This is a genomic window from Streptomyces sp. NK08204 (assembly GCF_020400585.1).
In the GTDB taxonomy this organism is placed as follows: Bacteria; Actinomycetota; Actinomycetes; order Streptomycetales; family Streptomycetaceae; genus Streptomyces.
Genome location: NZ_JAINVF010000005.1, coordinates 277388 through 301021 on the forward strand (window position 1 = coordinate 277388; position 23634 = coordinate 301021).

18 protein-coding genes and 1 pseudogene are annotated in these 23634 nt (G+C 69.8%); 8 read left to right on the forward strand and 11 right to left on the reverse strand.

The genetic code is table 11. The features are described 5' to 3' along the window. Window positions 1-94: 94 nt before the first annotated feature. Window positions 95-1207: a LacI family DNA-binding transcriptional regulator gene (locus K7G59_RS10935; RefSeq protein ID WP_225832787.1), complete on the reverse strand. Its 1113-nt coding sequence runs from the start codon at window positions 1205-1207 to the stop codon at window positions 95-97. A 419-nt stretch (window positions 1208-1626) separates the two neighbouring features. Here K7G59_RS10935 and hisC point away from each other — a divergent pair, with 419 nt between their 5' ends. Beyond that, the gene (gene hisC, locus K7G59_RS10940) at window positions 1627-2706 is read left to right on the forward strand and encodes a histidinol-phosphate transaminase (RefSeq protein WP_225832790.1); all 1080 of its coding nucleotides are present in this window, start codon (window positions 1627-1629) and stop codon (window positions 2704-2706) included. Window positions 2707-2754: 48 nt separating this feature from the next. Here hisC and K7G59_RS35290 read toward each other — a convergent pair. Next, window positions 2755-3140 (reverse strand): annotated as a pseudogene (locus K7G59_RS35290) (cyclophilin-like family protein). Window positions 3141-3350: 210 nt separating this feature from the next. On the opposite strand from K7G59_RS35290, the gene K7G59_RS10950 reads away from it, so the two are divergent. The 3 genes from K7G59_RS10950 (at window position 3351) to cydD (ending at window position 9575) form a co-directional block, all read left to right on the forward strand. Continuing rightward, window positions 3351-4859 (forward strand): cytochrome ubiquinol oxidase subunit I, encoded by a 1509-nt coding sequence (locus K7G59_RS10950; RefSeq protein ID WP_225832792.1) that lies wholly within the window; start codon window positions 3351-3353, stop codon window positions 4857-4859. A 14-nt stretch (window positions 4860-4873) separates the two neighbouring features. Then, window positions 4874-5887 (forward strand): cytochrome d ubiquinol oxidase subunit II, encoded by a 1014-nt coding sequence (gene cydB / locus K7G59_RS10955; RefSeq protein WP_225832795.1) that lies wholly within the window; start codon window positions 4874-4876, stop codon window positions 5885-5887. Window positions 5888-5966: 79 nt separating this feature from the next. Further along, complete coding sequence (gene cydD, locus K7G59_RS10960; RefSeq protein ID WP_225832797.1) at window positions 5967-9575, forward strand: thiol reductant ABC exporter subunit CydD; 3609 nt, start codon at window positions 5967-5969, stop codon at window positions 9573-9575. Between the two features lie 29 nt (window positions 9576-9604). Here cydD and K7G59_RS10965 read toward each other — a convergent pair whose 3' ends face one another. The 6 genes from K7G59_RS10965 to K7G59_RS10990 form a co-directional block, all read right to left on the reverse strand. Continuing rightward, window positions 9605-10492, reverse strand: coding sequence for a Cof-type HAD-IIB family hydrolase (locus K7G59_RS10965; RefSeq protein ID WP_225832800.1), 888 nt, complete (start codon window positions 10490-10492; stop codon window positions 9605-9607). Window positions 10493-10587: 95 nt separating this feature from the next. Continuing rightward, on the reverse strand, window positions 10588-11490 hold the full coding sequence (locus tag K7G59_RS10970; RefSeq protein WP_225832802.1) for an LLM class flavin-dependent oxidoreductase: 903 nt from the start codon (window positions 11488-11490) through the stop codon (window positions 10588-10590). Window positions 11491-11553: 63 nt separating this feature from the next. After that, entirely contained in the window at window positions 11554-12096 is a 543-nt protein-coding gene (locus K7G59_RS10975; protein ID WP_225832805.1) for an RNA 2'-phosphotransferase, read from the reverse strand. 294 nt (window positions 12097-12390) lie between these two features. Beyond that, window positions 12391-13068, reverse strand: a complete 678-nt coding sequence (locus tag K7G59_RS34995; protein WP_308295015.1) for a MerR family transcriptional regulator — start codon at window positions 13066-13068, stop codon at window positions 12391-12393. A gap of 61 nt (window positions 13069-13129) precedes the next feature. Beyond that, a complete protein-coding gene (locus K7G59_RS10985) occupies window positions 13130-14884 on the reverse strand; it encodes an SDR family oxidoreductase (protein ID WP_225832807.1) in 1755 nt (584 codons plus the stop codon). Then, the gene (locus K7G59_RS10990; RefSeq protein WP_225832810.1) at window positions 14881-15723 is read right to left on the reverse strand and encodes a M24 family metallopeptidase; all 843 of its coding nucleotides are present in this window, start codon (window positions 15721-15723) and stop codon (window positions 14881-14883) included. Before K7G59_RS10990 ends, K7G59_RS10985 begins: the two co-directional genes overlap by 4 nt. A gap of 284 nt (window positions 15724-16007) precedes the next feature. Here K7G59_RS10990 and K7G59_RS10995 point away from each other — a divergent pair, with 284 nt between their 5' ends. From K7G59_RS10995 to K7G59_RS11010, 4 genes are read left to right on the forward strand one after another with little or no spacing between them, the layout of a single operon-like run. Beyond that, window positions 16008-16973 (forward strand): ABC transporter ATP-binding protein, encoded by a 966-nt coding sequence (locus K7G59_RS10995; RefSeq protein ID WP_225833113.1) that lies wholly within the window; start codon window positions 16008-16010, stop codon window positions 16971-16973. Further along, on the forward strand, window positions 16963-17871 hold the full coding sequence (locus K7G59_RS11000; RefSeq protein WP_225832813.1) for an ABC transporter permease: 909 nt from the start codon (window positions 16963-16965) through the stop codon (window positions 17869-17871). The genes K7G59_RS10995 and K7G59_RS11000 overlap by 11 nt, the downstream gene beginning before the upstream one ends. A gap of 51 nt (window positions 17872-17922) precedes the next feature. Then, window positions 17923-18834, forward strand: coding sequence for an ABC transporter ATP-binding protein (locus K7G59_RS11005; RefSeq protein WP_225832815.1), 912 nt, complete (start codon window positions 17923-17925; stop codon window positions 18832-18834). A gap of 10 nt (window positions 18835-18844) precedes the next feature. Then, window positions 18845-19564, forward strand: a complete 720-nt coding sequence (locus K7G59_RS11010; protein ID WP_225832817.1) for an ABC transporter permease subunit — start codon at window positions 18845-18847, stop codon at window positions 19562-19564. A gap of 363 nt (window positions 19565-19927) precedes the next feature. Here the strand turns inward: K7G59_RS11010 and K7G59_RS11015 are convergent, their stop codons facing one another. The 3 genes from K7G59_RS11015 to pheA form a co-directional block, all read right to left on the reverse strand. Continuing rightward, complete coding sequence (locus K7G59_RS11015) at window positions 19928-20746, reverse strand: Cof-type HAD-IIB family hydrolase (RefSeq protein ID WP_225832820.1); 819 nt, start codon at window positions 20744-20746, stop codon at window positions 19928-19930. Beyond that, window positions 20743-22020: a serine--tRNA ligase gene (serS, locus tag K7G59_RS11020; RefSeq protein ID WP_225832822.1), complete on the reverse strand. Its 1278-nt coding sequence runs from the start codon at window positions 22018-22020 to the stop codon at window positions 20743-20745. Before serS ends, K7G59_RS11015 begins: the two co-directional genes overlap by 4 nt. A gap of 531 nt (window positions 22021-22551) precedes the next feature. Then, on the reverse strand, window positions 22552-23484 hold the full coding sequence (gene pheA, locus K7G59_RS11025; protein ID WP_225832824.1) for a prephenate dehydratase: 933 nt from the start codon (window positions 23482-23484) through the stop codon (window positions 22552-22554). Window positions 23485-23634 lie beyond the last annotated feature (150 nt).

A 23634-nucleotide genomic window follows, 5' to 3' on the forward strand; every position in this document is an offset into this window, starting at 1 on the left:
CGGCCGCCCGGCAGGGCGTCCGACGGCAGGGCGTGTCGAGCCGTGCGCGCCGCGTGTCTCGGCCGCGCGCCGCCTGTGCTGCGGTGCTCCGCCGCTACCCCTCGTCCGGGGTACGCGGCGGGCTGACCGTGGTGCGTTGTGGGCGCCGCTGGGAGGAGGTCCGCACGATCAGCTCGGTCGGTATCACCTGCTCGACCGGCTGGTCCGACTCCACGCCCTCGATGGCGTCGATGAGGAGCTGGACCACCGCGGTGCCGATACGGCGGGGCTTCAGGGAGAGCGTGGTGATCGGCGGCTCGGTGTTGGCGTACACGGTGGACTCGCTGCAGCAGACCAGCAGCAGGTCGTCGGGGACGCGCAGGCCGTAGCGGCGGGCTGCGGCGAGCAGGTCGGTGCCGTTGGGATCGAACAGGCCGTAGACGGCGTCGGGCCGGTCGGGGCGGGCGAGCAGCCGGTCGGCGGCGACGGCACCCGCGCACGGGTCGTGCGCCGGATAGGCCTCGTAGACCGGGTCCTGGCCGACCCGCTCGCACCAGCGCAGGTAGGCGGTGGTGGACAGATGGGTGTAGGTGTCCGTCGTCGTGCCCGTGAGCAGGCCGATCCGACGGGCGCCCGCGGCGGCGAGGTGGTCGAGGATGCCGAGCACGGCTGCCTCGTGGTCGTTGTCGACCCAGGCGGTGACCGGGAGCGAGCCGGCCGGGCGGCCGTCGGAGACGACCGGCAGGCCCTGCTGGACGAGTTCGCTCACCATGGGGTCCTGGTCCGAGGGGTCGACGACGACTGTGCCGTCGAGGGCGACGTTCGACCACACGTCGTGCCGGGACGTCGCGGGCAGGATGACCAGGGCGTAGCCCCGGGCGAGTGCCGCCGAGGTGGCCGCTCGTGCCATCTCGGCGAAGTACGCGAACTCCGTGAAGGTGAAAGGTTCATCCCCGTACGTCGTCACGGTCAGGCCGATCAGCCCCGACCTGCCGGTCCGGAGCGTGCGTGCGGCGGCCGACGGGCGGTATCCCAGCCGGTCGGCGACCTCGCGGACATGGCGCCGGGTGGCATCCGGGAGCCGCCCCTTGCCGTTGAGGGCGTCGGAGACGGTCGTGATGGAGACTCCGGCGGCGGCGGCCACATCTCTGATGCCCGCCCGGCCCGGCCGACTGCCTCGACGTGAGGTTTCCGCGCGGCTCACCTGGTGCTTCCCTACTGCTGTCATGGCGAGCCGATAGTAGGGCTCATGTGGCGGGGTAGTGCGGACGCATATGCACGCGTAGACAGGCACGTTTCTGCATGATCATATAGCGGCAACTCAATTGAAAGTTAAGGTAGTTGGGTGATTTCCTGGTAGGACGTGGCGTGTCGGACCGCATAGGCCTGCCAAGGGTCCGATGTTTCGAAGAGGTCTCAACTCACCTTCACGGGTGACGCGCGCCAGGGCGCAAGCCACCGGCGCATAGATATATGCGGGGCGCGCCCCCCGATACGTACGCCTTCGTCTGACGATGCCCCTGATGCCGATGTGGATCACGGGCTTTGCCTCGCACCTGTACGCAGCCGCGCCGAATCCTCATATGGTGATGAGTAATGGAAGCCGGCGGCGTCGACGGTCCGCCGGCAGTTGCGAGGAGGACTGCGGTGAGTGAGACGAGCCCCAAGCTGCGTGCAGAGCTGGAGGGTATCCCCACCTACAAGCCCGGGAAGCCTGCTGCCACGGGCGGTCCGGTGGCCTACAAGCTGTCCTCCAACGAGAACCCGTATCCCCCGCTGCCGGGTGTGCTGGAGCGGGTGGCCGCGGCTTCTGCCACCTTCAACCGCTACCCGGACATGGCGTGCACCGAGCTGATGAACGAGCTCGCGGAGCGCTTCGGTGTCCCCGTCTCGCACCTGGCCACCGGTACCGGCTCGGTGGGGGTCGCCCAGCAACTGCTGCAGGCCACCAGTGGCCCCGGTGACGAGGTGATCTACGCCTGGCGGTCCTTCGAGGCGTACCCGATCATCACGCAGATCAGTGGCGCCCGGTCGGTGCGTGTGCCGCTCACGCCCGGCGATGTGCACGACCTGGACGCGATGGCGGACGCGATCACCGACCGGACGCGTCTGATCTTCGTGTGCAACCCGAACAACCCGACCGGCACGGTGGTGCGGCGGGCCGAGCTGGAACGGTTCCTCGACCGGGTGCCCAGCGATGTGCTGGTGGTGCTGGACGAGGCCTATCGCGAGTTCATCCGTGACACCGAGGTGCCCGACGGCGTCGAGCTGTACCGGGAGCGGCCGAACGTCTGCGTGCTGCGAACCTTCTCCAAGGCCTACGGCCTCGCCGGGCTGCGCGTCGGTTTCGCGATCGCTCATGAGCCGGTGGCAGCGGCGCTGCGCAAGACGGCGGTGCCGTTCGGGGTGAGCCAGTTCGCGCAGGACGCGGCCGTGGCCTCGCTGCGTGCCGAGGACGAGCTGCTGGGCCGGGTGGGGTCGCTGGTGTGCGAGCGTACCCGCGTGGTCGATGCGCTGCGCGCCCAGGGGTGGACCGTGCCGGAGACCCAGGCGAACTTCGTGTGGCTGCGGCTGGGGGAGCAGACGGTCGCTTTCGCCCAGGCCTGTGAGCAGCACGGCGTGGTGGTCCGGCCGTTCCCGGGCGAGGGCGTGCGGGTGACGGTCGGGGAGACCGAGGCGAACGACATCTTCCTGAAGGTGGCGGAGGCGTTCCACAAGGAGCTGTAGTCCCAGTTCCGGTCGGTCGTGCCCGTTACGTCAGGTCTGGTCGTCCCGTCAGCCGCGGTCGCCCACCGGTTCCACGCGTACGGGGTCACCGTCTCGCACGGTCGCCAGGATGCGGGCGTCCGTGTCGAGGCGCCCAGGATGTTGCACCACCGGGCTCGCGAGGTGGCATTCGTCGCCTCGTGAGACGGGTGTAGGGCCGTACGGGAGGGCGAGTGCGTCGCCGATCCGTCCGGAACGCCACGGTGCCAGGTTCGACGGCCTGGCGTGCGTCCGTTTCACGTGAAACAGCCACAGCGGTGTCGAAATAGATCTTCCCGCCCCATGGATGCGCGGTGGAGGTCAGGGGCAGTGCCCCGGTGAGGGCCTGCGGCCAGTGCCTGCTCGTCGAGGGTCGCGGTGATGTTGCCCGCGGACCAGGAGACCCGTTTCTGCATGGCGCGCAATTCAACGATGTGTTGAGGTCTCCGCCAAGGGCTTGACGTGGCGGCCAAGGTGGGACCCCCCTTTGAGTGTCGAAAATCAGTGCGTCATAATGGCTTGTGAATGTGAACGCGTTCACAAGCAAGTCTCATTGCTCCCGTGATGTCTATGACAAACGGAGCAAACTGCCGTTGCTGTTTGCGGCGGAGTAAGGAGCTGACGACGTGGATTTGGCTTTGGCGCCGGAGACACTGGCGCGCTGGCAGTTCGGCATCACCACCGTCTACCACTTCCTGTTCGTCCCTCTAACGATCTCGCTGGCCGCCCTCACGGCCGGGCTGCAGACGGCCTGGGTTCGCACGGAGAAGGAGAAGTACCTCAGAGCGACCAAGTTCTGGGGCAAGCTCTTCCTGATCAACATCGCGATGGGGGTGGTCACCGGCATCGTGCAGGAGTTCCAGTTCGGAATGAACTGGTCGGACTACTCGCGGTTCGTCGGTGACGTCTTCGGAGCCCCCCTCGCCTTCGAGGCGCTGATCGCCTTCTTCTTCGAGTCCACGTTCATCGGTCTGTGGATCTTCGGCTGGGACAAGCTGCCCAAGAAGATCCACCTGGCCTGCATATGGATGGTTTCGATCGGCACGATCCTGTCGGCGTATTTCATCCTCGCGGCCAACTCGTGGATGCAGCACCCCGTCGGCTACAGGATCGACAAGGCGAAGGGCCGCGCCGAACTGACCGACTTCTGGCAGGTTCTGACCCAGAACACCGCACTCAGTCAGGCTTTCCACACCCTGTCGGCAGCGTTCCTGACCGGCGGTGCCTTCATGGTCGGCATCGCCGCGTACCACCTGTCCCGCAAGAAGCACGTGCGCGAGATGAAGACCTCGCTGCGCCTCGGTCTGGTCACCGTGGTCATCGCCGGTCTGCTCACCGCGGTCAGTGGTGACACGCTCGGCAAGGTCATGTTCAAGCAGCAGCCGATGAAGATGGCAGCCGCCGAGGCGCTCTGGGACGGCCAGAAGCCGGCGCCCTTCTCGATCTTCGCCTACGGAGACGTGCAGAAGGGCCACAACAGCGTCGCCATAGAGATCCCCGGCCTGCTGTCCTTCCTGGCCAACGACGACTTCAGCTCGTACGTCCCCGGCATCAACGACGTCAACAGGGCCGAGCAGCAGAAGTTCGGGCCCGGCGACTACCGGCCCAACATCCCCGTCACCTTCTGGGGCTTCCGCTGGATGATCGGCTTCGGCATGACCTCCTTCGCCCTCGGCCTGGCAGGGCTGTGGCTGACCCGCAAGAAGTTCATGCTGCCGGAGCATCTGCGTGTCGGCGAGGACGAGGTGCCGCATCTGGTCCTCTTCGGGAACAAGACACTCAGCCCCAAGCTGACGACCTGGTTCTGGCGGATCTCCGTCTGGACCCTGGCCTTCCCGCTGATCGCCAACTCCTGGGGCTGGATCTTCACCGAGATGGGCCGCCAGCCGTGGGCAGTCTTCGGTGTCCTGCAGACCCGGCAAGCGGTCTCCCCCGGCGTCTCCCAGGGCGAGATCCTCACCTCGATGAGCGTCTTCACCGCGCTGTACGCCATCCTCGCCGTCGTTGAGGTCAAGCTCCTCCTCAAGTACGTCAAGGTCGGCCCGCCCGTGCTGACCGACGCCGACCTCAATCCACCCACGAAGATCGGTGGCGACATGCGTGACGCCGACAAGCCGATGGCCTTCTCGTACTAGGCCGGGGAACAGTCATGGAACTTCACGACGTCTGGTTCGTCCTGATCGCCGTCCTGTGGACCGGCTACTTCTTCCTGGAAGGCTTCGACTTCGGGATCGGCATCCTCACCAAGCTGCTGGCCCGCGACCGGCCCGAACGGCGGGTGCTGATCAACACCATCGGGCCCGTCTGGGACGGCAACGAGGTGTGGCTGCTGTCGGCGGGCGGTGCGACCTTCGCCGCCTTCCCGGAGTGGTACGCCACGCTCTTCTCCGGCTTCTACCTGCCTCTGCTGGCCATCCTGGTGTGCTTGATCGTCCGGGGTGTCGCCTTCGAGTACCGGGCGAAGCGGCCCGAGGAGGACTGGCAGCGCAACTGGGAGACCGCGATCTTCTGGACCTCGCTGATACCGGCGTTCCTGTGGGGCGTGGCCTTCGGGAACATCGTGCACGGCGTCAAGATCGACCGGAACTTCGAGTACGTCGGCAACGTCGGGGACCTGCTCAACCCCTACGCCCTGCTCGGCGGTCTGGTGACGCTCACGCTCTTCACCTTCCACGGCGCGGTGTTCACCGCGCTCAAGACGGTCGGGGACATACGGGCGCGGGCACGGAAGCTGGCCCTGCGGGTCGGCCTCGTCGCGGCGGCCCTGGCGCTCGCCTTCCTGCTGTGGACGCAGGCCGACAGCGGCGACGGCAAGAGCCTGGTCGCCCTGATCGTGGCGGTCGTCGCCCTGGTGGCCGCGCTGGTGGCCAATCAGGCGGGACGGGAGGGATGGTCGTTCGCCCTGTCCGGCCTCACCATCGTCGCGGCGGTGGCGATGCTGTTCCTGTCGCTCTTCCCGAACGTCATGCCGTCCACCCTCAACGGCGACTGGAGCCTCACGGTCACCAACGCGTCGTCGAGCCCGTACACCATGAAGATCATGACCTGGTGCGCAGGGATCGCCACGCCGATCGTCCTGCTCTACCAAGGCTGGACGTACTGGGTGTTCCGCAAGCGGATCGGTACGCAGCACATCGCTCCGGATGCCGCCGCAGCGCACTGACTTGCCGGGGAGGGTGTTTCACGATGGTGCGTGATGTTTCACGTGAAACACCCTCTCCATGCCGAAGGGCGTGTTTCACGTGAAACCAATCGATCCGCGTCTTGTCCGCTATGCCGGGTCCACCCGTCTCTTTCTGGGCGCGGTCGTCGCCCTGGGGGCGGTCGGGGCCGGGCTGCTCGTCGCGCAGGCGATGCTCGTCGCCGAGGTGGTGGTCGGAGCCTTCCAGCACGGCCGATCGGCGGGTGAACTCCGCACTCCCCTGCTGCTGTTGGCGGCGGTCGCGGCCGGCCGGGCGCTGGTCTCCTGGCTCACCGAACTCGCCGCGCACCGGGCGAGCGCGGCGGTGAAGTCCGAACTGCGCGGCCGGCTTCTCGACCGGGCGGCGGCACTCGGCCCGGGGTGGCTGAGCGGACAGCGAACGGGCTCGCTGGTCACCCTGGCCACGCGCGGGGTCGACGCCCTCGACGACTACTTCTCGCGCTATCTCCCGCAGCTGGGGCTCGCGGTGGTCGTTCCGGTCGCGGTGCTGGCCCGGATCGTCACCGAGGACTGGGTGTCGGCGGTGATCATCGTTGCCACACTGCCGCTGATCCCCCTGTTCATGATGCTGATCGGCTGGGCCACCCAGTCCCGGACGGACCGGCAGTGGCGGCTGCTGTCCCGGCTGTCCGGACACTTCCTGGACGTGGTCGCGGGGCTGCCCACGCTGAAGGTCTTCGGCCGCGCCAAGGCGCAGGCGGAGTCCATCCGCCGGATCACCGGCGAGTACCGGCGGGCCACCATGCGGACCCTGCGGATCGCCTTCCTCTCCTCCTTCGCCCTGGAGTTGCTCGCCACCCTCTCGGTAGCGCTGGTGGCCGTGACGATCGGCATGCGGCTCGTACACGGCGACATGGACCTGTACGTCGGCCTGGTCATCCTCGTGCTGGCACCCGAGGCCTATCTGCCGCTGCGGCAGGTGGGCGCACAGTTCCACGCGGCGGCCGAGGGGCTCGCCGCCGCCGAGGAGATCTTCAGCGTTCTGGAGACTCCGGTGCCGGAGTCCGGGACGGGAGCGGTGCCCTCGGGCGGGGTGGCCTTCGACGAGGTCACCGTTCGCTACCCAGGGCGCTCGGAGGACGCGGTGACCGGGGTGTCCTTCACCGTGGAGCCCGGCGAGACCGTCGCGCTGGTCGGGCCGAGCGGGGCGGGCAAGTCGACGCTGTTGCACGCGCTTCTGGGGTTCGTGCGGCCCACTGACGGCCGGATCCGTGTCGGGGGAGCCGATCTCACCGGTCTCGACCTTGATCAGTGGCGGTCGCGGATCGCCTGGGTGCCGCAGCGTCCGCACCTGTACGCCGGCACCATCGCGGAAAACGTGCGGCTGGCCCGTCCCGATGCGGACGACGACGCCGTGCGCCGGGCGTTGCGGGACGCCGGCGCGTTGGAGTTCGTGGACGCGCTGCCCGAAGGTGCCGACACGGTCCTCGGGGAGGACGGGGCCGGTCTCTCCGCCGGTCAGCGGCAGCGGCTCGCGCTCGCGCGGGCTTTTGTCGCCGACCGGCCGGTGCTGTTGCTGGACGAGCCGACGGCCGCGCTGGACGGGGCGACGGAGGCTGACATCGTGGCGGCGGTACGGAGGCTGGCTGTGGGGCGCACGGTGCTGCTTGTGGTGCACCGGCCGGCTCTGCTGGAGGTTGCGGACCGGGTGGTGCGGCTGGAGGCCCCCAAAGGGCTTGGCCCCCTGGACCCCCGCCTTCGTCCGCCCACCACCCGACCCTGCTCACCGGAAAGTGGCCCGACAGGCGGTGCGGTGGGGAGCGGTGCGGCACTCGGCTCGGTGGGAAGCGGCTCGGCGGGCGGCTCCTCGGAGAGCGGGGCTGCCGTGCGGCGTCCGAGTGTGCTGGGGCGGGTGCGGGGCATGGCTGGGCCCCGGCGTGGGCGGCTTCTGCTGGCGCTGGTGCTGGGCAGCCTGGCGCTGGGGTGTGCTGTGGGGCTCATGGCCACCTCCGGGTGGCTCATCTCACGGGCCTCGCAACAGCCGCCAGTGCTGTACCTGATGCTGGCCGTGACGGCGACGCGGGCGTTCGGGATCGGGCGGGCCGTTTTCCGGTATGCCGAGCGGCTGGTGTCGCACGACGCCGTGCTGCGGATGCTGGCCGACACCCGGGTCGCCGTGTACCGGCGGCTGGAGCGGCTCGCGCCCGCCGGGCTGCGGACCACCCGCCGCGGGGACCTGCTCACCCGGCTGGTCGCCGACGTGGACGCACTCCAGGACTACTGGCTGCGCTGGCTGCTGCCCGCCGGAGTCGCCCTGGTCGTCTCCGCCGTCTCCGTCGGCTTCACGGCCTGGCTCCTGCCCGAGGCGGGGGCCGCGCTCGCGGCGGGCCTGCTGGCGGCCGGCGCCGGTGTACCGGTGCTCACCGCGAACGTGGCCCGACGGACCGAGCGGCGGCTCGCCCCCGCCCGCGGTGTGCTCGCGACCCGCGTGGCCGATCTGCTCACCGGCACCGCCGAGCTGACAGTCGCCGGTGCGCTGCCCGCCCGTACCGCAGCGGCACGGCAGGCCGACGGCACCCTCACCGGGATCGCCTCGCGTGCCGCCGCCGTCACCGCGCTCGGTGACGGTCTGACCGCGCTGATCTCCGGCCTGACCGTCACCGCAACCGCGCTGCTGGGCGCCCAGGCGGTGGTCGCGGGCCGGCTCGGCGGAGTGGCGATGGCCGTGGTGGTCCTGACCCCGCTGGCCGTTTTCGAGGCCGTACTCGGGCTGCCGCTCGCCGTACGCCAGCGGCAGCGGGTGCGCCGCAGCGCGGAGCGCGTGTACGAGGTCCTGGACTCCCCTGAGCCCGTACGCGAACCGGAGCGGCCCCGGCAGGCGCCTGCTGCGCCGTTCCCGGTCGTGCTCAAGGGGCTGACCGCACGGCACACCGGGCAGCACCGGGACGCGCTCGCCGGGATCGACCTCACCCTGGAGCAGGGCTGCCGGATCGCCGTGGTCGGGCCCTCCGGCTCCGGCAAGACGACCCTCGCCCAGGTCCTGCTGCGGTTCCTCGATCCGCAGAGGGGCTCGTACGTCCTCGGCGGCGTGGACGCGTACACCCTCGCCGGTGACGATGTACGGCGGCTCGTCGGTCTGTGCGCCCAGGACGCGCATCTGTTCGACAGCTCGGTGCGCGAGAACCTCCTGCTGGCCAGGAAGGACGCCGACGAGGCCGATCTGCGCCGGGCCCTGGCCCGGGCCCGGCTGCTGGACTGGGTGGACGGGCTGCCCGACGGCCTGGACACGCTCGTCGGCGAGCACGGGGCGCGGCTGTCGGGCGGCCAGCGGCAGCGGCTCGCGCTGGCCCGTGCGCTGCTCGCCGACTTCCCCGTCCTGGTCCTGGACGAGCCCGCTGAGCACCTGGACCTGCCGACCGCCGACGCGCTCACCGCCGATCTGCTGGCCGCCACCGAGGGCCGTACGACGGTTCTCATCACCCATCGGCTCGCGGGGCTCGACGCCGTGGACGAGGTGATCGTGCTCGACGAGGGCCGGGTGGTGCAGCGGGGGCCGTACGCGGAACTGGCCGCGGTGGACGGACCGCTGCGGACGATGGCACGGCGGGAGGCAGAGGCCGAGAAGACGGCGAAGGCCGAGGAGAGGGCGACGCCGGACGAGGTGGCGAAGGCCGAGGAGGTGGCGTCGGCGGCCGGTGCCGCGCGCTGAACGGGCGCGCCGCACCGGCTGGCCGGGTGTCAGGTACGTTCGGCGAGCATCCGCTCGATCACGACCGCCACGCCGTCCTCGTTGTTGGCGACGGTACGGCCCGACGCGGCGGCGATGACGTCCGGGTGCGCGTTGCCCATCGCGTAGGACTGCCCGGCCCAGGTCAGCATCTCGACGTCGTTGGGCATGTCGCCGAAGGCGACGACCTCCTCCTGCGAGATGCCGCGCTCGGCGCAGCACAGCGCGAGGGTGCTGGCCTTGGAGACGCCGGGGCCGCTGAGTTCCAGCAGGGCGCTGGGGCTGGAGCGGGTGACGTTGGCGCGGTCGCCGACGGCGACACGGGCCAGGGTGAGGAACGCGTCAGGGTCGAGATCGGGGTGGTAGGCGAGGATCTTGAGGACGGGCTGGTCGGCGCCCGGACCGTCGGCCGCGAGGAGTTCCTCGGCGGGCCGGAGGTTGTCGGGTGTCTCCATGTGCAGATGGGGATAGTCCGGTTCCTGATGGAAGCCGAAGGTCTGCTCGACCGCGAACACCGTGCCGGGCGCCGCCTCGCGCAGCAGCCGCGTGGCATGCAGCGCGTTCTCCCGGGCGAGTTCGCGCACCTTCACGAACCGGTGCGTGCCTGCGCCGCCGTGCAGGTCGACCACGGCGGCGCCGTTGCCGCAGATCGCCAGACCGTGGCCGTGGACGTGGTCGCTGACGACGTCCATCCAGCGGGCCGGGCGGCCGGTGACGAAGAAGACCTCGATGCCCGCCTCCTCGGCGGCGGCCAGCGCGGCGACCGTCCTCGGGGAGACCGACTTGTCGTCCCGCAGCAGAGTGCCGTCCAGATCAGTGGCGATCAGCCGTGGCGGCAGAGCCGCGGCCGGGGTCCAGGGCTGTCGAGTCGCTGAGGTCACCCGGTCATTCTCACGCATATGCCAGCACGTCCGTGCAGGACTTCGCACAGATGAGACACAGACGACAGGTGCGGCACGGGGCGGGTGACACACGGCTGGGGTTGCGGCGTGCGTCAGCCCAGCTGGGCGCGTGCCTCCGTGGCGATCCGCTCGAAGACCTTCTCGTCCGCGGCGAAGTCGGAGTCCGGAACGGGCCAGTGGATCACGATCTCGTTGAAGCCCAGATCCCGGTGGCGGCCGGCGAAGTCCACGAAGGCGTCGAGGGACTCGAGCGGTCGGCCGCGGTCCGGGGTGAAGCCGGTGAGCAGCACCTTGTCCAGTTCGGCCACGTCCCGTCCGGCTTCGGCACATGCCTCGGACAGCTTGCCGATCTGGGTGCGCAGGGCCGCCACGGACTGCTCCGGGGTGCCGTTCTCGTACAGCTTGGGGTCGCCGGTGGTCACCCACGCCTGGCCGTACCGCGCGGCGAGCTTGAGCCCGCGCGGGCCGGTGGCCGCCACAGCGAAGGGCAACCGGGGCCGCTGCACACAGCCCGGGATGTTCCGCGCCTCGTGCGCCGAGTAGAACCGGCCCTCGTGCGTCACCGCTTCCTCGGTGAGCAGCCGGTCCAGCAGCGGCACGAACTCGGCGAACCGGTCGGCGCGCTCACGCGGGGTCCATGGCTCCTGCCCCATCGCGGTGGCGTCGAAGCCGGTGCCGCCCGCGCCGATGCCGAGGGTGATCCGGCCGCCGGAGATGTCGTCGAGGGAGATCAGCTCCTTGGCGAGGGTCACCGGGTGCCGGAAGTTCGGCGAGGTGACCAGTGTGCCGAGGCGCAGCCGGCCGGTGCTGGCGGCGGCGGCGGTCAGCGTCGGTATGGCGCCGAACCACGGGCGGTCGCGGAAGCTCCGCCAGGACAGGTGGTCGTAGGTGTACGCGGCGTGGAAGCCGAGCTGCTCGGCTCGCACCCAGGCCGAACGGCTGCCCTCGCTCCAGCGGCGGTACGGCAGGATCACGGTGCTCAGACGCGGACTCATGCGTTCGAGAGTACGGGCCCCTGTGACCAAGGCCGGAAGTGGCCACCGCGGGCGGCTGTCCGGTCAAGAAGCGAATCGCAGGTAGCGGGGCGGCACCGCCTTGGTGAGCCACACCCCGTTCGCGCTGACGCGGAACACGTGGCCGTCCCGGTGCATGGCACCGGCGTCGACGGCGAGGACGACGGGGCGACCGCGCCTGGCACCGACCCGGGTGGCGGTGTCGCGGTCCGCAGAGAGGTGGACGTCGTGCCTGTTCATCGGTCTGAGGCCCTCGGCCCGGATGGCGTCCAGGTTGCGGGCGACGGTGCCGTGGTAGAGGTACGGCGGCGGGGTCGCCGGGGGAATCCCGAGGTCGACCTCGATGCTGTGGCCCTGGCTGGCTCGGATTCTCGTGCCCTCGACGGCGAAGCGCTGCTTGTCGTTGATGGCCACCACATGGTCGAGTTCCTCGCGCGTGAACGGGAAGCCGTGCGCGGCTGCCGCGGCGATCAACGTGTCGATCTCCACCCAGCCGCCCGGGTCCAGGGTGATCCCGAGGCGCTCCGGCTGGTGGCGGAGGTGTTTCGAGAGGTACTTCGACACCTTCACGGTGCGTCTTTCGTCCATGCCATCAGCGTGCGCGAGAGGCGCGGATTCCGCAGCTTTATTCTTCGAAGAATCGGTTTACGGCCAACTGTACTTGCGATCAAGGGAATTGGTGCAAGTGTGGGCAACTAGTACAGAACGAAAAACGGTTGCTCAAGTCCCAAAAGACTGAGTCTGCTTGAGGTCAAGCAATCCAAGCTCATTGTCTGGCACCACCGTTCTGCGGCATGGGTGATGAGCTCGGCAGCGCGATCTGGCCAATCAGTCGTTCCACGCCCCTGGATCGTCTCCGCGGGGCGTGTGACAGGGCGCGTCTCATCCCGGATTTTCGCGGTTCTGCGTGTTCGCCACCGGTGCAGGTGCCGCACTGCGAACACCTCGCTGGGAAAGGTAAGTTCTGCGTCCACGCGCTGCTGCCCGAGCGGTCGCATGCGTCGTACGAGCGAGCCTGCCGTCGTCGCGTTGGCGTCCGTGCGGAGGCCCGGTCCGTTCATACAGCAGGCGAAGACGTGCCAGGTGGTGAACTACAGCAAACGAGAGATTATTTGCTCGACCTGGTTCTTCAACTGCCCCACACCGACAGCAATCTGGACAGCAGAACGTCGGTAGCCCGTAAGTCGAAGACGGAAAACGTCCGTTGAGGAATCGGAGTGAGGCGCCCGGGCCGCTTCCTCGTCCGTCCAGGGTCTCCCCCCTCCGTGGCCAGCCCGAGGACCCCGCCCAGGTCGCGCCCTCTGTCGAAGGCTCCAGGAATTCCTTGTGCGAGGCCAAGTTGTGGCCGCGGGCGAGGAGATGGTCGATCTCACGCAGCCGGGTGGCGTGGACCTCCGAGGAGAGGTTGCCACGCCCCCCGGCGCTCCAGGCGCCCCGGGAGGGAAGCAGGCCGCGGTCCTGGTGGGCGCGGATGGTGCGCGCGGTCGCGTCGGCGCCGTGGGCGAGATCGCCGATGCGGTAGGTCCGTTCGACCGATCGGTCCGGACGGACGGGCGTCATGGAGGGTTCCTTGGGTGGTGAACAGGCCCGTTGCTCACGCGCTCATCTCAACACTGCTGCATCACAGCCTCGGTTCGACCTTCGCAAGCCGCCGCAGCGCCCCCGGCATGAACCGCGACAGCAGGTGCGCACCCCTCGCCTCCGGGGTCACCGGAACCACCGCCTTGTTCCGGACCACCGCGTCCAGGACGGCCTCCGCCACCTTCTCCGGCGGGTAGTTGCGCATTCCGTACAGACGGGCTGAGTTCTTCTGGCGGCGGCGCTCCTCGGCCGCGTCGACGCCGGCGAAGCGGGCCGTGGAGGTGATGTTCGTGTTGACGAATCCGGGGCAGATCGCGCTCACCCCGATGTCCTGGCCGGAGAGTTCGGCCCGCAGGCACTCGGACAGCATCAGCACGGCCGCCTTGGAGGTGCAGTAGGCGGGCAGGACGCGGGAGGGCTGGTAGGCCGCCGCGGAGGCGATGTTGACGATGTGGCCTCCCTGGCCGCGCTCGGCCATCTTCGCGCCGAAGAGCCGGCAGCCGTGGACGACACCCCACAGGTTCACGTCGAGGACCTTGCGCCAGTCGTCGGTCGTGGTGGCGAAGAAGGATCCCGACAGGCCGATGCCCGCGTTGTTGACCAGCACATCCAGCACGCCGTACTCGCGGTGGACCTTCTCGGCGAGCTTCTCCATGGCCTGCTCGTCGGCGACGTCGGCGGTCTCCGCCCAGGCCTCGGGGGCGCCCATCAGCTGGGCCAACTCGGCGGTGCGGGCGGCGCTCTGCGCGTCCCGGTCGACCGCTACCACGCGCGCGCCGGCCTCGGCGAACGCGAACGCCGTCGCCCGGCCGATACCGCTGCCCGCGCCGGTGATCAGCACCAACTGCCCGCCGAACCGCTGGACATGGCGGCCAGTGACCTTCGGCTCAGGTCGGCCTGCGTCGACGGAGGTGATGAACTCGTCGATCCAGGCAGTCAGTTGGTCAGGCCGGGTGCGCGGGACCCAGTGCTTGGCCGGAAGCGTGCGGCGGGTCAGCTGCGGCACCCACTGCCCCAGGTCGTCGTACAGGCGCTCCGAGAGGAACACGTCTCCCTGGGGCGTGATGAGCTGCACGGGCGCGTGCGCGTACGCGTCGGGACGCGGCCTGCGCAGCCGCGCCCGGACGTTGTCCCGGTACAGCCAGGCGCCGTGCGCCGCGTCGGAGGGCAGGGAAGCGGTCGGGTAGTCGTCGCCGGGGACCTTCTCCGCCCGCTGCAGGATCTTCGGCCAGCGCCTGCCGAGCGGGCCGCGCCAGGCCAGTTCCGGCAGGGCGGGGGTGTGCAGCAGGTAGACGTACCAGGACCTGGCGCCCTGGCCGAGGAGCTGGCCCACGCGACGGGGCGTGGGACGCTTCACGCGTGCGTTGATCCAGTGCCCGAAGTGGTCCAGACAGGGTCCCGAGACGGAGGTGAAGGAGGCGATACGGCCCTCGGTGCGGCCGACCGTGACGAACTCCCAGGACTGCACCGAGCCCCAGTCGTGCCCGACCAGGTGCACCGGCCGGTCCGGGCTGACCTCGTCCACGACGGCCATGAAGTCGTCGGTGAGCTTGGCCAGCGTGAAGCCGCCGCGCAGCGGCTGCGGTGCCGTGGAGCGGCCGTGGCCCCGGACGTCGTAGAGCACGACGTGGTAGCGGTCGGCCAGGCGGTTCGCCACCTCCGACCAGACCTCCTTGCTGTCCGGGTAGCCGTGCACCAGTACGACCGTCGGCTGCTCCGGGTCGCCCAGCTCGGCCACGCACAGCTCGACCCCGCCGGTCCTCACCCAGCGCTCGCGCGCATCCTTCAGTGTCACTTCGCCTCCGCCCAGCGCCGCACGTGCGGCAGATCGTCGTCCAGCCAGAACGCGCTCTCCTCGGGGTCCCGCGAGTCGGTGACCACCAGGATCTCCTCGAACTTCGCGCCCGTCCCCCGGAAGCCGAGGTGCGGTTCGACCGCCCACAGGCCCGGCCGCGGCGGGTGGTCCGAGAAACGGTACGGCGACCACAGCGGCGACCAGCCCTCGCGGTGGCCGTGCAGCGCATCGGCTGCCAGGCCCTTCAGGGACTGGGCACCGAACCCGAACAGGTGAGGCGAGAAGCGGCGCTGCCTCACCCGGTCCACTTTGTGGGCGATCACGCCGAACGGATACGCCCGGTGCCGGTTGGCGAAGCCCTGGCGGGCCATCAGGCGGTCCACGTCCTCGTAGATCTCGCGCAGTGAGCGCCGCTCGCGCACCTCGCGCAGGATCAGCTCGCGGTGCGCCTCCAGGTCGGCCATCAGCCGGTCCTGGACCGGGTTGCCGCCGAGCGAGCCCGAGTAGCCGATGTCCGCGGTGTATCCCTCGTAGACCGGGGCCATGTCCAGGATGAACGGCATCCCGGGCTCCAGTCTGCGGTCGGTGGGGAAGAACTGCAGCGGGATGCGGAAGTTCACGAACGCCGTGCGGTCCCCGAACCAGGCGAAGGGCAGGTGGAACCAGTCCTGCACCCCTCGCTCGCGCAGCCACTGCCGCTGCATCCGGGCCGCCTCGCGTTCGGTCACACCCGGTCCGAGGCGCGCGGCGACCGCCTCCGCGCACTCGTAGGCCAGGCGCTGTACGCGCCTGAATCCCCGCAGCTCCGCGGAGAGTTCACTGTTCACTGCCGTCGCCATGCCGCCCCGTCCCGTCGTGCCGCCGACTCCTTCGCCGACTGCGGTACGCGTCCGTAACTTGACAGAGGTGAATGTGGCAGTTGTTAGAGGTGGCGTCAATAGGCGAGCCCCGGGCTGTGGACAACCGCGGTCCAGGGCTGTGGACGACCCGTGGTCCACGGCGGTGGACGACACCCTGTCAGGGCAGACCCTTAAGGCCCCGTAATACCGGAGTCTGATGCCAACACGGCTCTGAGGTCTGATGACCGAAAGTGGCCCGGATCACTACCGTCGAACGCGTGACTGTGATCGCGACCGAAAGCCTGAGCAAGCGGTACCCCCGGGTGACCGCGCTCGACCGGCTGTCCGTGGACATCGGGCCCGGTGTGACCGGACTCGTCGGAGCCAACGGCGCCGGCAAGTCCACCCTGATCAAGATCCTGCTGGGTCTGTCCCCCGCCACGGAGGGCCGTGCCCGGGTGCTGAGCCTGGACGTCGCCACCGACGGCGCCGCCATCCGTGAACGCGTCGGGTACATGCCGGAGCACGACTGCCTGCCGCCTGACGTCTCGGCCACCGAGTTCGTCGTCCACATGGCGCGCATGTCCGGCCTCCCGCCCACCGCAGCCCGTGAGCGCACCGCGGACACCCTGCGTCATGTCGGCCTGTACGAGGAGCGCTACCGCCCCATCGGCGGCTACTCCACCGGCATGAAGCAGCGCGTGAAGCTCGCCCAGGCGTTGGTGCACGATCCGCAGCTGGTCTTCCTGGACGAGCCGACCAACGGCCTCGACCCGGTCGGACGCGACGAGATGCTCGGCCTGATCCGCCGCATCCACACCGACTTCGGCATCTCGGTCCTGGTCACCTCCCACCTGTTGGGCGAACTGGAACGCACCTGCGACCACGTCGTCGTCATCGACGGCGGCAAACTGCTGCGGTCCAGCTCCACCAGCGAGTTCACGCAGACCACGACCACCCTCGCGATCGAGGTCACCGACAGCGACACCCACCCCGACGGCACCCGCGCGGTCCGCGACGCACTGCACGCGCGCGGGGTCGACATCCAGGAGGAGGGCGGCGGGCTGCCCGGCGCCGGACACATCCTGCTGCTCGGCGCCACGGGCGAGGAGACGTACGACCTCGTCCGGGACGTGGTCGCCGACCTCGGCCTCGGACTGGTGCGCATGGAGCAGCGCCGGCACCACATCTCCGAGGTCTTCACCAGCGGCGACGAACACCGGAAGGAGGCCGTCGGCCATGGCGGTTGAGCATCCCCTGGCGACGCACAGTGGCGACCGTACCCGCATCCACGACATCGGCTACCGCGGCTACGACGGCCCCCGCCTCGGCCGCGCCTACGCCCGCCGCTCGCTGTACTCGCAGTCCCTGCGCGGCGCCTACGGCCTCGGCCGCTCGGTGAAGTCCAAGGTGCTGCCGATGCTGCTGTTCGCGGTGATGTGCGTGCCCGCCGCCATCATGGTGGCCGTCGCCGTCGCCACCAAGGCGCACGAACTGCCGGTGTCCTACACCCGCTACGCGATCGTCATGCAGGCCGTGATCAGCCTGTACGTCGCCTCTCAAGCCCCCCAGTCCGTCTCCCGCGACCTGCGCTTCAAGACCGTGCCGCTGTACTTCTCGCGGCCCATCGAGACCGCCGACTACGTACAGGCGAAGTTCGCGGCACTGGCCTCGGCGCTGTTCGTCCTCACCGGCGCTCCGCTGCTCGTCATGTATGCGGGCGCGCTGCTGTCCAAGATGGGCTTCGCCCACCAGACCAAGGAATTCGCCCAGGCACTGGTCTCCGTGGCCCTGCTCTCCCTGCTCTTCGCCGGCATCGGACTGGTCATCGCCGCCGTCACCCCGCGCCGCGGCTTCGGCATCGCCGCAGTGATCGCCGTGCTGACCATCAGCTCCGGCGCGGTCTCCACGCTCCAGGCCATCGCCGACACCCACGGCAACAGCAGTGCCGTCCCATGGTTCGGTCTGTTCTCGCCCATCACCCTGATCGGCGGCATCCAGTCCGCCTTCCTCGGCGCCGGATCCTCCTACCCGGGCGGGGTGGGCCCCTCCCATGCGCAGGGCGCCGTGTTCATCCTGGCCGCCCTGGCCGTGATCGCCGCGAGCTACGGCCTCCTGCTGCGCCGCTACAAGAAGGTGGGACTGTGACCACACCCACCCGTCTCCCACCATCACCGTTCTAAGGAATGGGCTGCGCCCATGAGCACCCTTTTCATCGACCATGTCTCCCGCTGGTTCGGCAACGTGGTCGCCGTCAACGACATCACCATGACCATCGGCCCCGGGGTCACCGGCCTGCTCGGTCCCAACGGCGCCGGCAAGTCCACGCTCATCGGCATGATGGGCGGTTTCCTCGCCCCCTCCACCGGCACGGTCACCCTCGACGGGCAGCCGGTGTGGCGCAACGAGGAGATCTACCGGCACATCGGCATCGTCCCCGAGCGGGAGGCGATGTACGACTTCCTCACCGGCCGCGAATTCGTCGTCGCCAACGCCGAGTTGCACGGCCTCGGTGCCAGGGCGGCCGGGCGGGCCCTCGCCACGGTCGAGATGGAGTACGCGCAGGACCGCAAGATCTCCACGTACTCCAAGGGCATGCGGCAGCGCGTGAAGATGGCCAGCGCGCTGGTCCACGACCCCTCGCTGCTGCTGCTCGACGAGCCGTTCAACGGCATGGACCCGCGCCAGCGCATGCAGCTCATGGAGCTGCTCAGACGGATGGGCGACGAGGGCCGCACGGTGTTGTTCTCCTCGCACATCCTCGAGGAGGTCGAGCAGCTCGCCCGGCACATCGAGGTCGTCGTCGCCGGCCGGCACGCGGCCAGCGGCGACTTCCGCAGGATCCGCCGCCTGATGACCGACCGCCCGCACCGCTACCTGGTGCGCTCCAGCGACGACCGGGCCCTCGCGGCGGCGCTGATCGCCGACCCGTCGACGTCCGGCATCGAGGTCGACCTCGCCGAGGGTGCGCTGCGCGTCCAGGCCGTCGACTTCGGCCGCTTCACCGCCCTGCTGCCGGCAGTCGCCCGGGACCACGGCATCCGTCTGTTCACGGTCTCGCCGTCCGACGAGTCGCTCGAGTCCGTCTTCTCGTACCTGGTCGCGGCGTAGGAGGCCGAAGATGTACGACCCCACCGTCGCCCGGCTCACCTACCGGGCCCTGCTCGGCCGCCGCCGGGCCCTCATCCTCGGCGCGCTGCCGCTGCTGCTGATCGTGATCTCCGTGGCCGTACGCGCCCTGGCCGGAGCCGACGACCAGACAGCGGCCGACCTGCTCGGCGGCCTGTCCCTCGCCACGATGGTGCCGATCATCGGCGTCATCGCGGGCACCGGCGCGATCGGCCCGGAGATCGACGACGGCTCCGTGGTGTACCTGCTGTCCAAGCCGATCAGACGGCCCGCGATCATCTTCACCAAGCTGATCGTGGCCGTCGCGGTGACCATGGTGTTCTCGGCGGTGCCGACCCTGATCGCAGGTATGGTCCTCAACGGCAACGGGCAGCAGGTCGCCGTCGCCTACACGGTCGCGGCGCTGGTCGCCTCCATCGCCTACGCGGCGCTGTTCCTGCTCATCGGCACGGTGTCGCGGCACGCGGTGGTCTTCGGGCTGGTCTACGCGCTCGTGTGGGAGGCGTTGTTCGGTTCCCTCGTCCCCGGCGCGCGCACGCTGAGCGTCCAGCAGTGGTCGCTGGCGGTCGCCCACAAGGTCACCGGCGGCGACCTGATCACCTCGGACGTCGGCCTCCCGACGGCCACCGTGCTGCTGGTGGCGGTCACCGCGCTGGCCACCTGGTACGCGGGCCGCAAGCTGCGGGCGCTGACGCTCGCGGGCGAGGAGTAGGCCCCGGCGGGCGGTAATTCGGTGGCGCCCGGGCGAGCTGCGGGGGAGAGTGGTCGTGCCCCTTCCGCCGGGAACGTCCCGGCGTGGTGAGCTGGGAGAGGAGTCGGGCGATGTCCATGCACGGCAGTACGTCCGGCTCCCGACAGGGCAGCCCGAGGCCGGCTCCGGAGTAGTCGCTACCCCTCCGTGGAGCCGTGGGAACTGCCCGGGGCGGCCGCGAGACGCCGCCGCTGTGGTCGAAGCCAGTGTGCAGGGCCGGGGTTGGTCATGTCGGCGCCCCTCGCTGCAGGCTGTGCCCGTCCGTTCCGCCTCGCGGAACGACTGACCACAGCGGTGGCCCGAGCGGTCGCCCTTGCCCGGCTCTCAGCCGAGCAACCGCTCCAGCACCACCGCGATGCCGTCCTCGTCGTTGGAGGCCGTCACCTCGTCGGCCACCGCCTTCAGTTCCTCGTGGGCGTTGGCCATCGCCACACCCCGCGACGCCCAGGCGAACATCGGGATGTCGTTCGGCATGTCGCCGAAGGCGATCGTGTCGGCCGCCTTCAGTCCCAGGCGGCGGGCCGCCAGGGACAGGCCCGTGGCCTTGGACAGGCCCAGGGGCAGCAGTTCGACGATGCCTGCTCCCGCGAGCGCGACGGTGACGAAACCGCCGGCCGCGTTGCGGGCGGCCTCGGCCAGTTCGTCGTCGTCCAGCGTCGGATGCTGGATGAAGATCTTGTTCAGCGGGGCGGTCCAGAGGTCGGACGCGTCCGTGAAGGGGATCGCCGGAAGGTCCACCGTGACCGTGTAGCCCGGCCCCACCAGCATGTCGCCGTCAAGGCCGTCACGGCCGGCCGCCAGGTACAGCGGGCCCACCTCGGCCTCTATCTTGGCGAGGGCCACGCCCGCCAGCTGCCGGTCCAGGGTCACGGAGGTGAGCAGACGGTGCGTCCCGGCGTCGTAGACCTGGGCGCCCTGGCCGCAGACGGCGAGGCCGGCGTAGCCGAGGTCGTCGAGGATGTGCCGGGTCCAGGGGGCCGAGCGGCCGGTGACGACGATGTGCGCCGCGCCCGCCTCGGTGGCCGCGGCGAGCGCCTCACGCGTGCGCTGCGCGACCGACTCGTCGGAACGCAGGAGCGTCCCGTCGAGGTCGGTCGCGATCAGCTGGTACGGGAACCTCCCAGAGGGAGAGGCGGGGCTCACTTCGCGACCGGCTCCAGGACCTCCCGGCCGCCCAGGTAGGGCCGCAGCACCTGGGGCACGCGGACCGAGCCGTCGGCCTGCTGGTGGTTCTCCAGGATCGCCACGATGGTGCGCGGTACGGCGCACAGCGTGCCGTTGAGCGTGGCCAGCGGGCGGACCTGCTTGCCGTCGCGGACGCGGATCGACAGCCGGCGGGACTGGAACTCGGTGCAGTCCGAGGTCGAGGTCAGCTCCCGGTACTTGCCCTGGGTCGGGATCCACGCCTCGCAGTCGTACTTACGGGAGGCCGAGGCCCCGAGGTCGGCGGAGGCGACGTCGATGACGCGGAACGGCAGCTCCAGCGAGGTCAGCCACTGCTTCTCCCACTCCAGCAGGCGCTTGTGCTCCTCCTGCGATTCCTCGGGAGTGACGTACGTGAACATCTCGACCTTGTCGAACTGGTGCACGCGGAAGATGCCCCGGGTGTCCTTGCCGTGCGAGCCTGCCTCGCGGCGGAAGCAGGGGGAGAAGCCCGCGTAGCGCAGCGGCAGCTTGTCCGCGTCGATGATCTCGTCCATGTGGTAGGCCGCCAGCGGCACCTCGGACGTGCCGACCAGGTACAGGTCGTCCTTGTCGAGGTGGTAGACGTCCTGGGCGGCCTGGCCGAGGAAGCCGGTGCCGGCCATGGACTGCGGGCGGACCAGCGCCGGGGTCAGCATCGGCGTGAAGCCGGCCGCGGTGGCCTGGGCGAGCGCCGCGTTCACCAGGGCCAGCTCCAGCAGGGCGCCGACGCCGGTGAGGAAGTAGAAGCGGGAGCCGGAGACCTTGGCGCCGCGCTCGACGTCGATCGCGCCGAGCAGCTGGCCCAGCTCCAGGTGGTCCTTGGGCTCGAAGCCCTCGGCGCCGAAGTCGCGGATCGTGCCGTGCGTCTCCAGCGTGACGAAGTCCTCCTCGCCGCCGACGGGCACGTCGGGGTGGACGAGGTTGCCGAGCCGGAGCACCAGCTCCTGGGTCTCGGCGTCGGCCGCGTCGCGCTCGGCTTCGGCGGCCTTGACGTCGGCCTTCAGCTGCTCGGCGCGCTTGAGCAGCTCGGCCTTCTCGTCGCCGGTGGCCTTGGGGATGAGCTTGCCGAGCGACTTCTGCTCGGCGCGCAGCTCGTCGAAGCGGACGCCGGACGACCTGCGCCGCTCGTCGGCAGACAGGAGGGAGTCGACGAGCGCGACGTCCTCTCCACGGGCGCGCTGGGAGGCGCGCACACGGTCGGGGTCCTCACGGAGCAGGCGAAGGTCAATCACGGGGCCAAGGCTACCGGTGCCGGGTTCCCGCTCACGAATCACTATTCCGGGGAGTCCTGATCCACGGCTTACGTTGCGCTATGCCGTAATTGCCGAGCGTGTCAAAGGCATGTGTCTCATTACCTGGGACGGAGCACGCCGGGAGTCGCCCGTTGACCGGATTCCCTTGCCGCGTGCGGGACTTGGCAGGTGCGGTTGTCCACAGGGATCCGCACGCCGGGAAGAGTTATCCACAGGCTGTGCGGAAAGTCTGTGGACTTCGGAATTGATCACTCCGGAAGGTGTGGCCGAGCCGAAGAATTCCCTGCGTGTACTGGCCTGACGCCTACTTTCGGGTGGAGAGGGGTCGCTCCAAAAGATGAACCAAAGGAAGCGAGTGGACGAAGGGTGATGTGCGGGATGGTGGCCACATCGAGGACTTCCGGGGCGATTTGTCGACCGGATCGCGGCACCGTGTCGACTTGTCCCCAGGTCGAGAAGCGGACCTGTGGATAACTTCTGTGGATAACGACTGCACAGGTCGGGCCTGCGTCAGAACCGGCCGTCCTGGCAGCGCGCCACCCAGTCCGCCGCCGTCACGAACTCCTCGTCCGACGTCCCCGGCAGCGTCGGCCGCTCCTCGCCCGGCTTGATGTCGGCACGTGGATAGGAACCGAGGAAGCGCACCTGGAGGCAGATCCGCTTGAGCCCCATCAGTGCCTCGGCCATCCGCCGGTCGGAGATGTGCCCTTCGGCGTCGATGCAGAAGCAGTAGTTGCCGATGCCGGCCCCGGTCGGCCGGGACTGCAGCAGCATGAGGTTGATGCCACGCGAGGCGAATTCGCCCAGCAGATCGCGCAGGCCGCCGGGGTGGTCGTCCCGCTGCCACAGCACGACCGAGGTCTTGTCGGCACCGGTCGGTGCGGCGGGCCGGGCCGGGCGGCCGACCAGCACGAACCGGGTCTGCGCGTTCTCCGCGTCGTGGATGCCGGTCTCCAGGGCCTTGAGGCCGTACCGGGCGGCGGCGAACTCGCCCGCGAAGGCAGCGTCGTACCGGCCCTCCTGGACGAGGCGGGCGGCGTCCGCATTGGAGGCGGCCGACTCCCAGGTGGCGTCGGGCAGGTTCTTCTTCAGCCAGTTGCGCACCTGTGGCTGGGCCGCCGGATGGGCGGAGACCGTCTTGATGTCGGACAGCCGGGTGTCCGGCCGGACCAGCAGCGCGAAGGTGATCGACAGCAGCACCTCGCGGTAGATCGTCAGCGGGGCGCCCGCGACCAGCTCGTCCAGGGTGGTGGTGATGCCGCCCTCGACGGAGTTCTCGATCGGTACGAAGGCGGCCTCGGCCTCGCCGGCGCGCACGGCGTCCAGCGCGGACTGGACCGACACGTACGGGATCAGCTCCCGGGTGGCCGCCTCCGGAAGCGTGCGCAGGGCGACTTCGGTGAAGGTGCCCTCGGGGCCGAGATACGCATAGCTCGCTGGCATAGCCTCACCCTAATGGCCGCAGGAAAGCGCGGCTCGCGCGTCTCACGAAAGCCACCCGAGTGGATGGTTTGGAACCACGAGAGGGTGATTTCCCGCCCGGAATCGGCCATAGCCATTCCGAGTCACCGAAGGCACCTGGAATCACGCTGA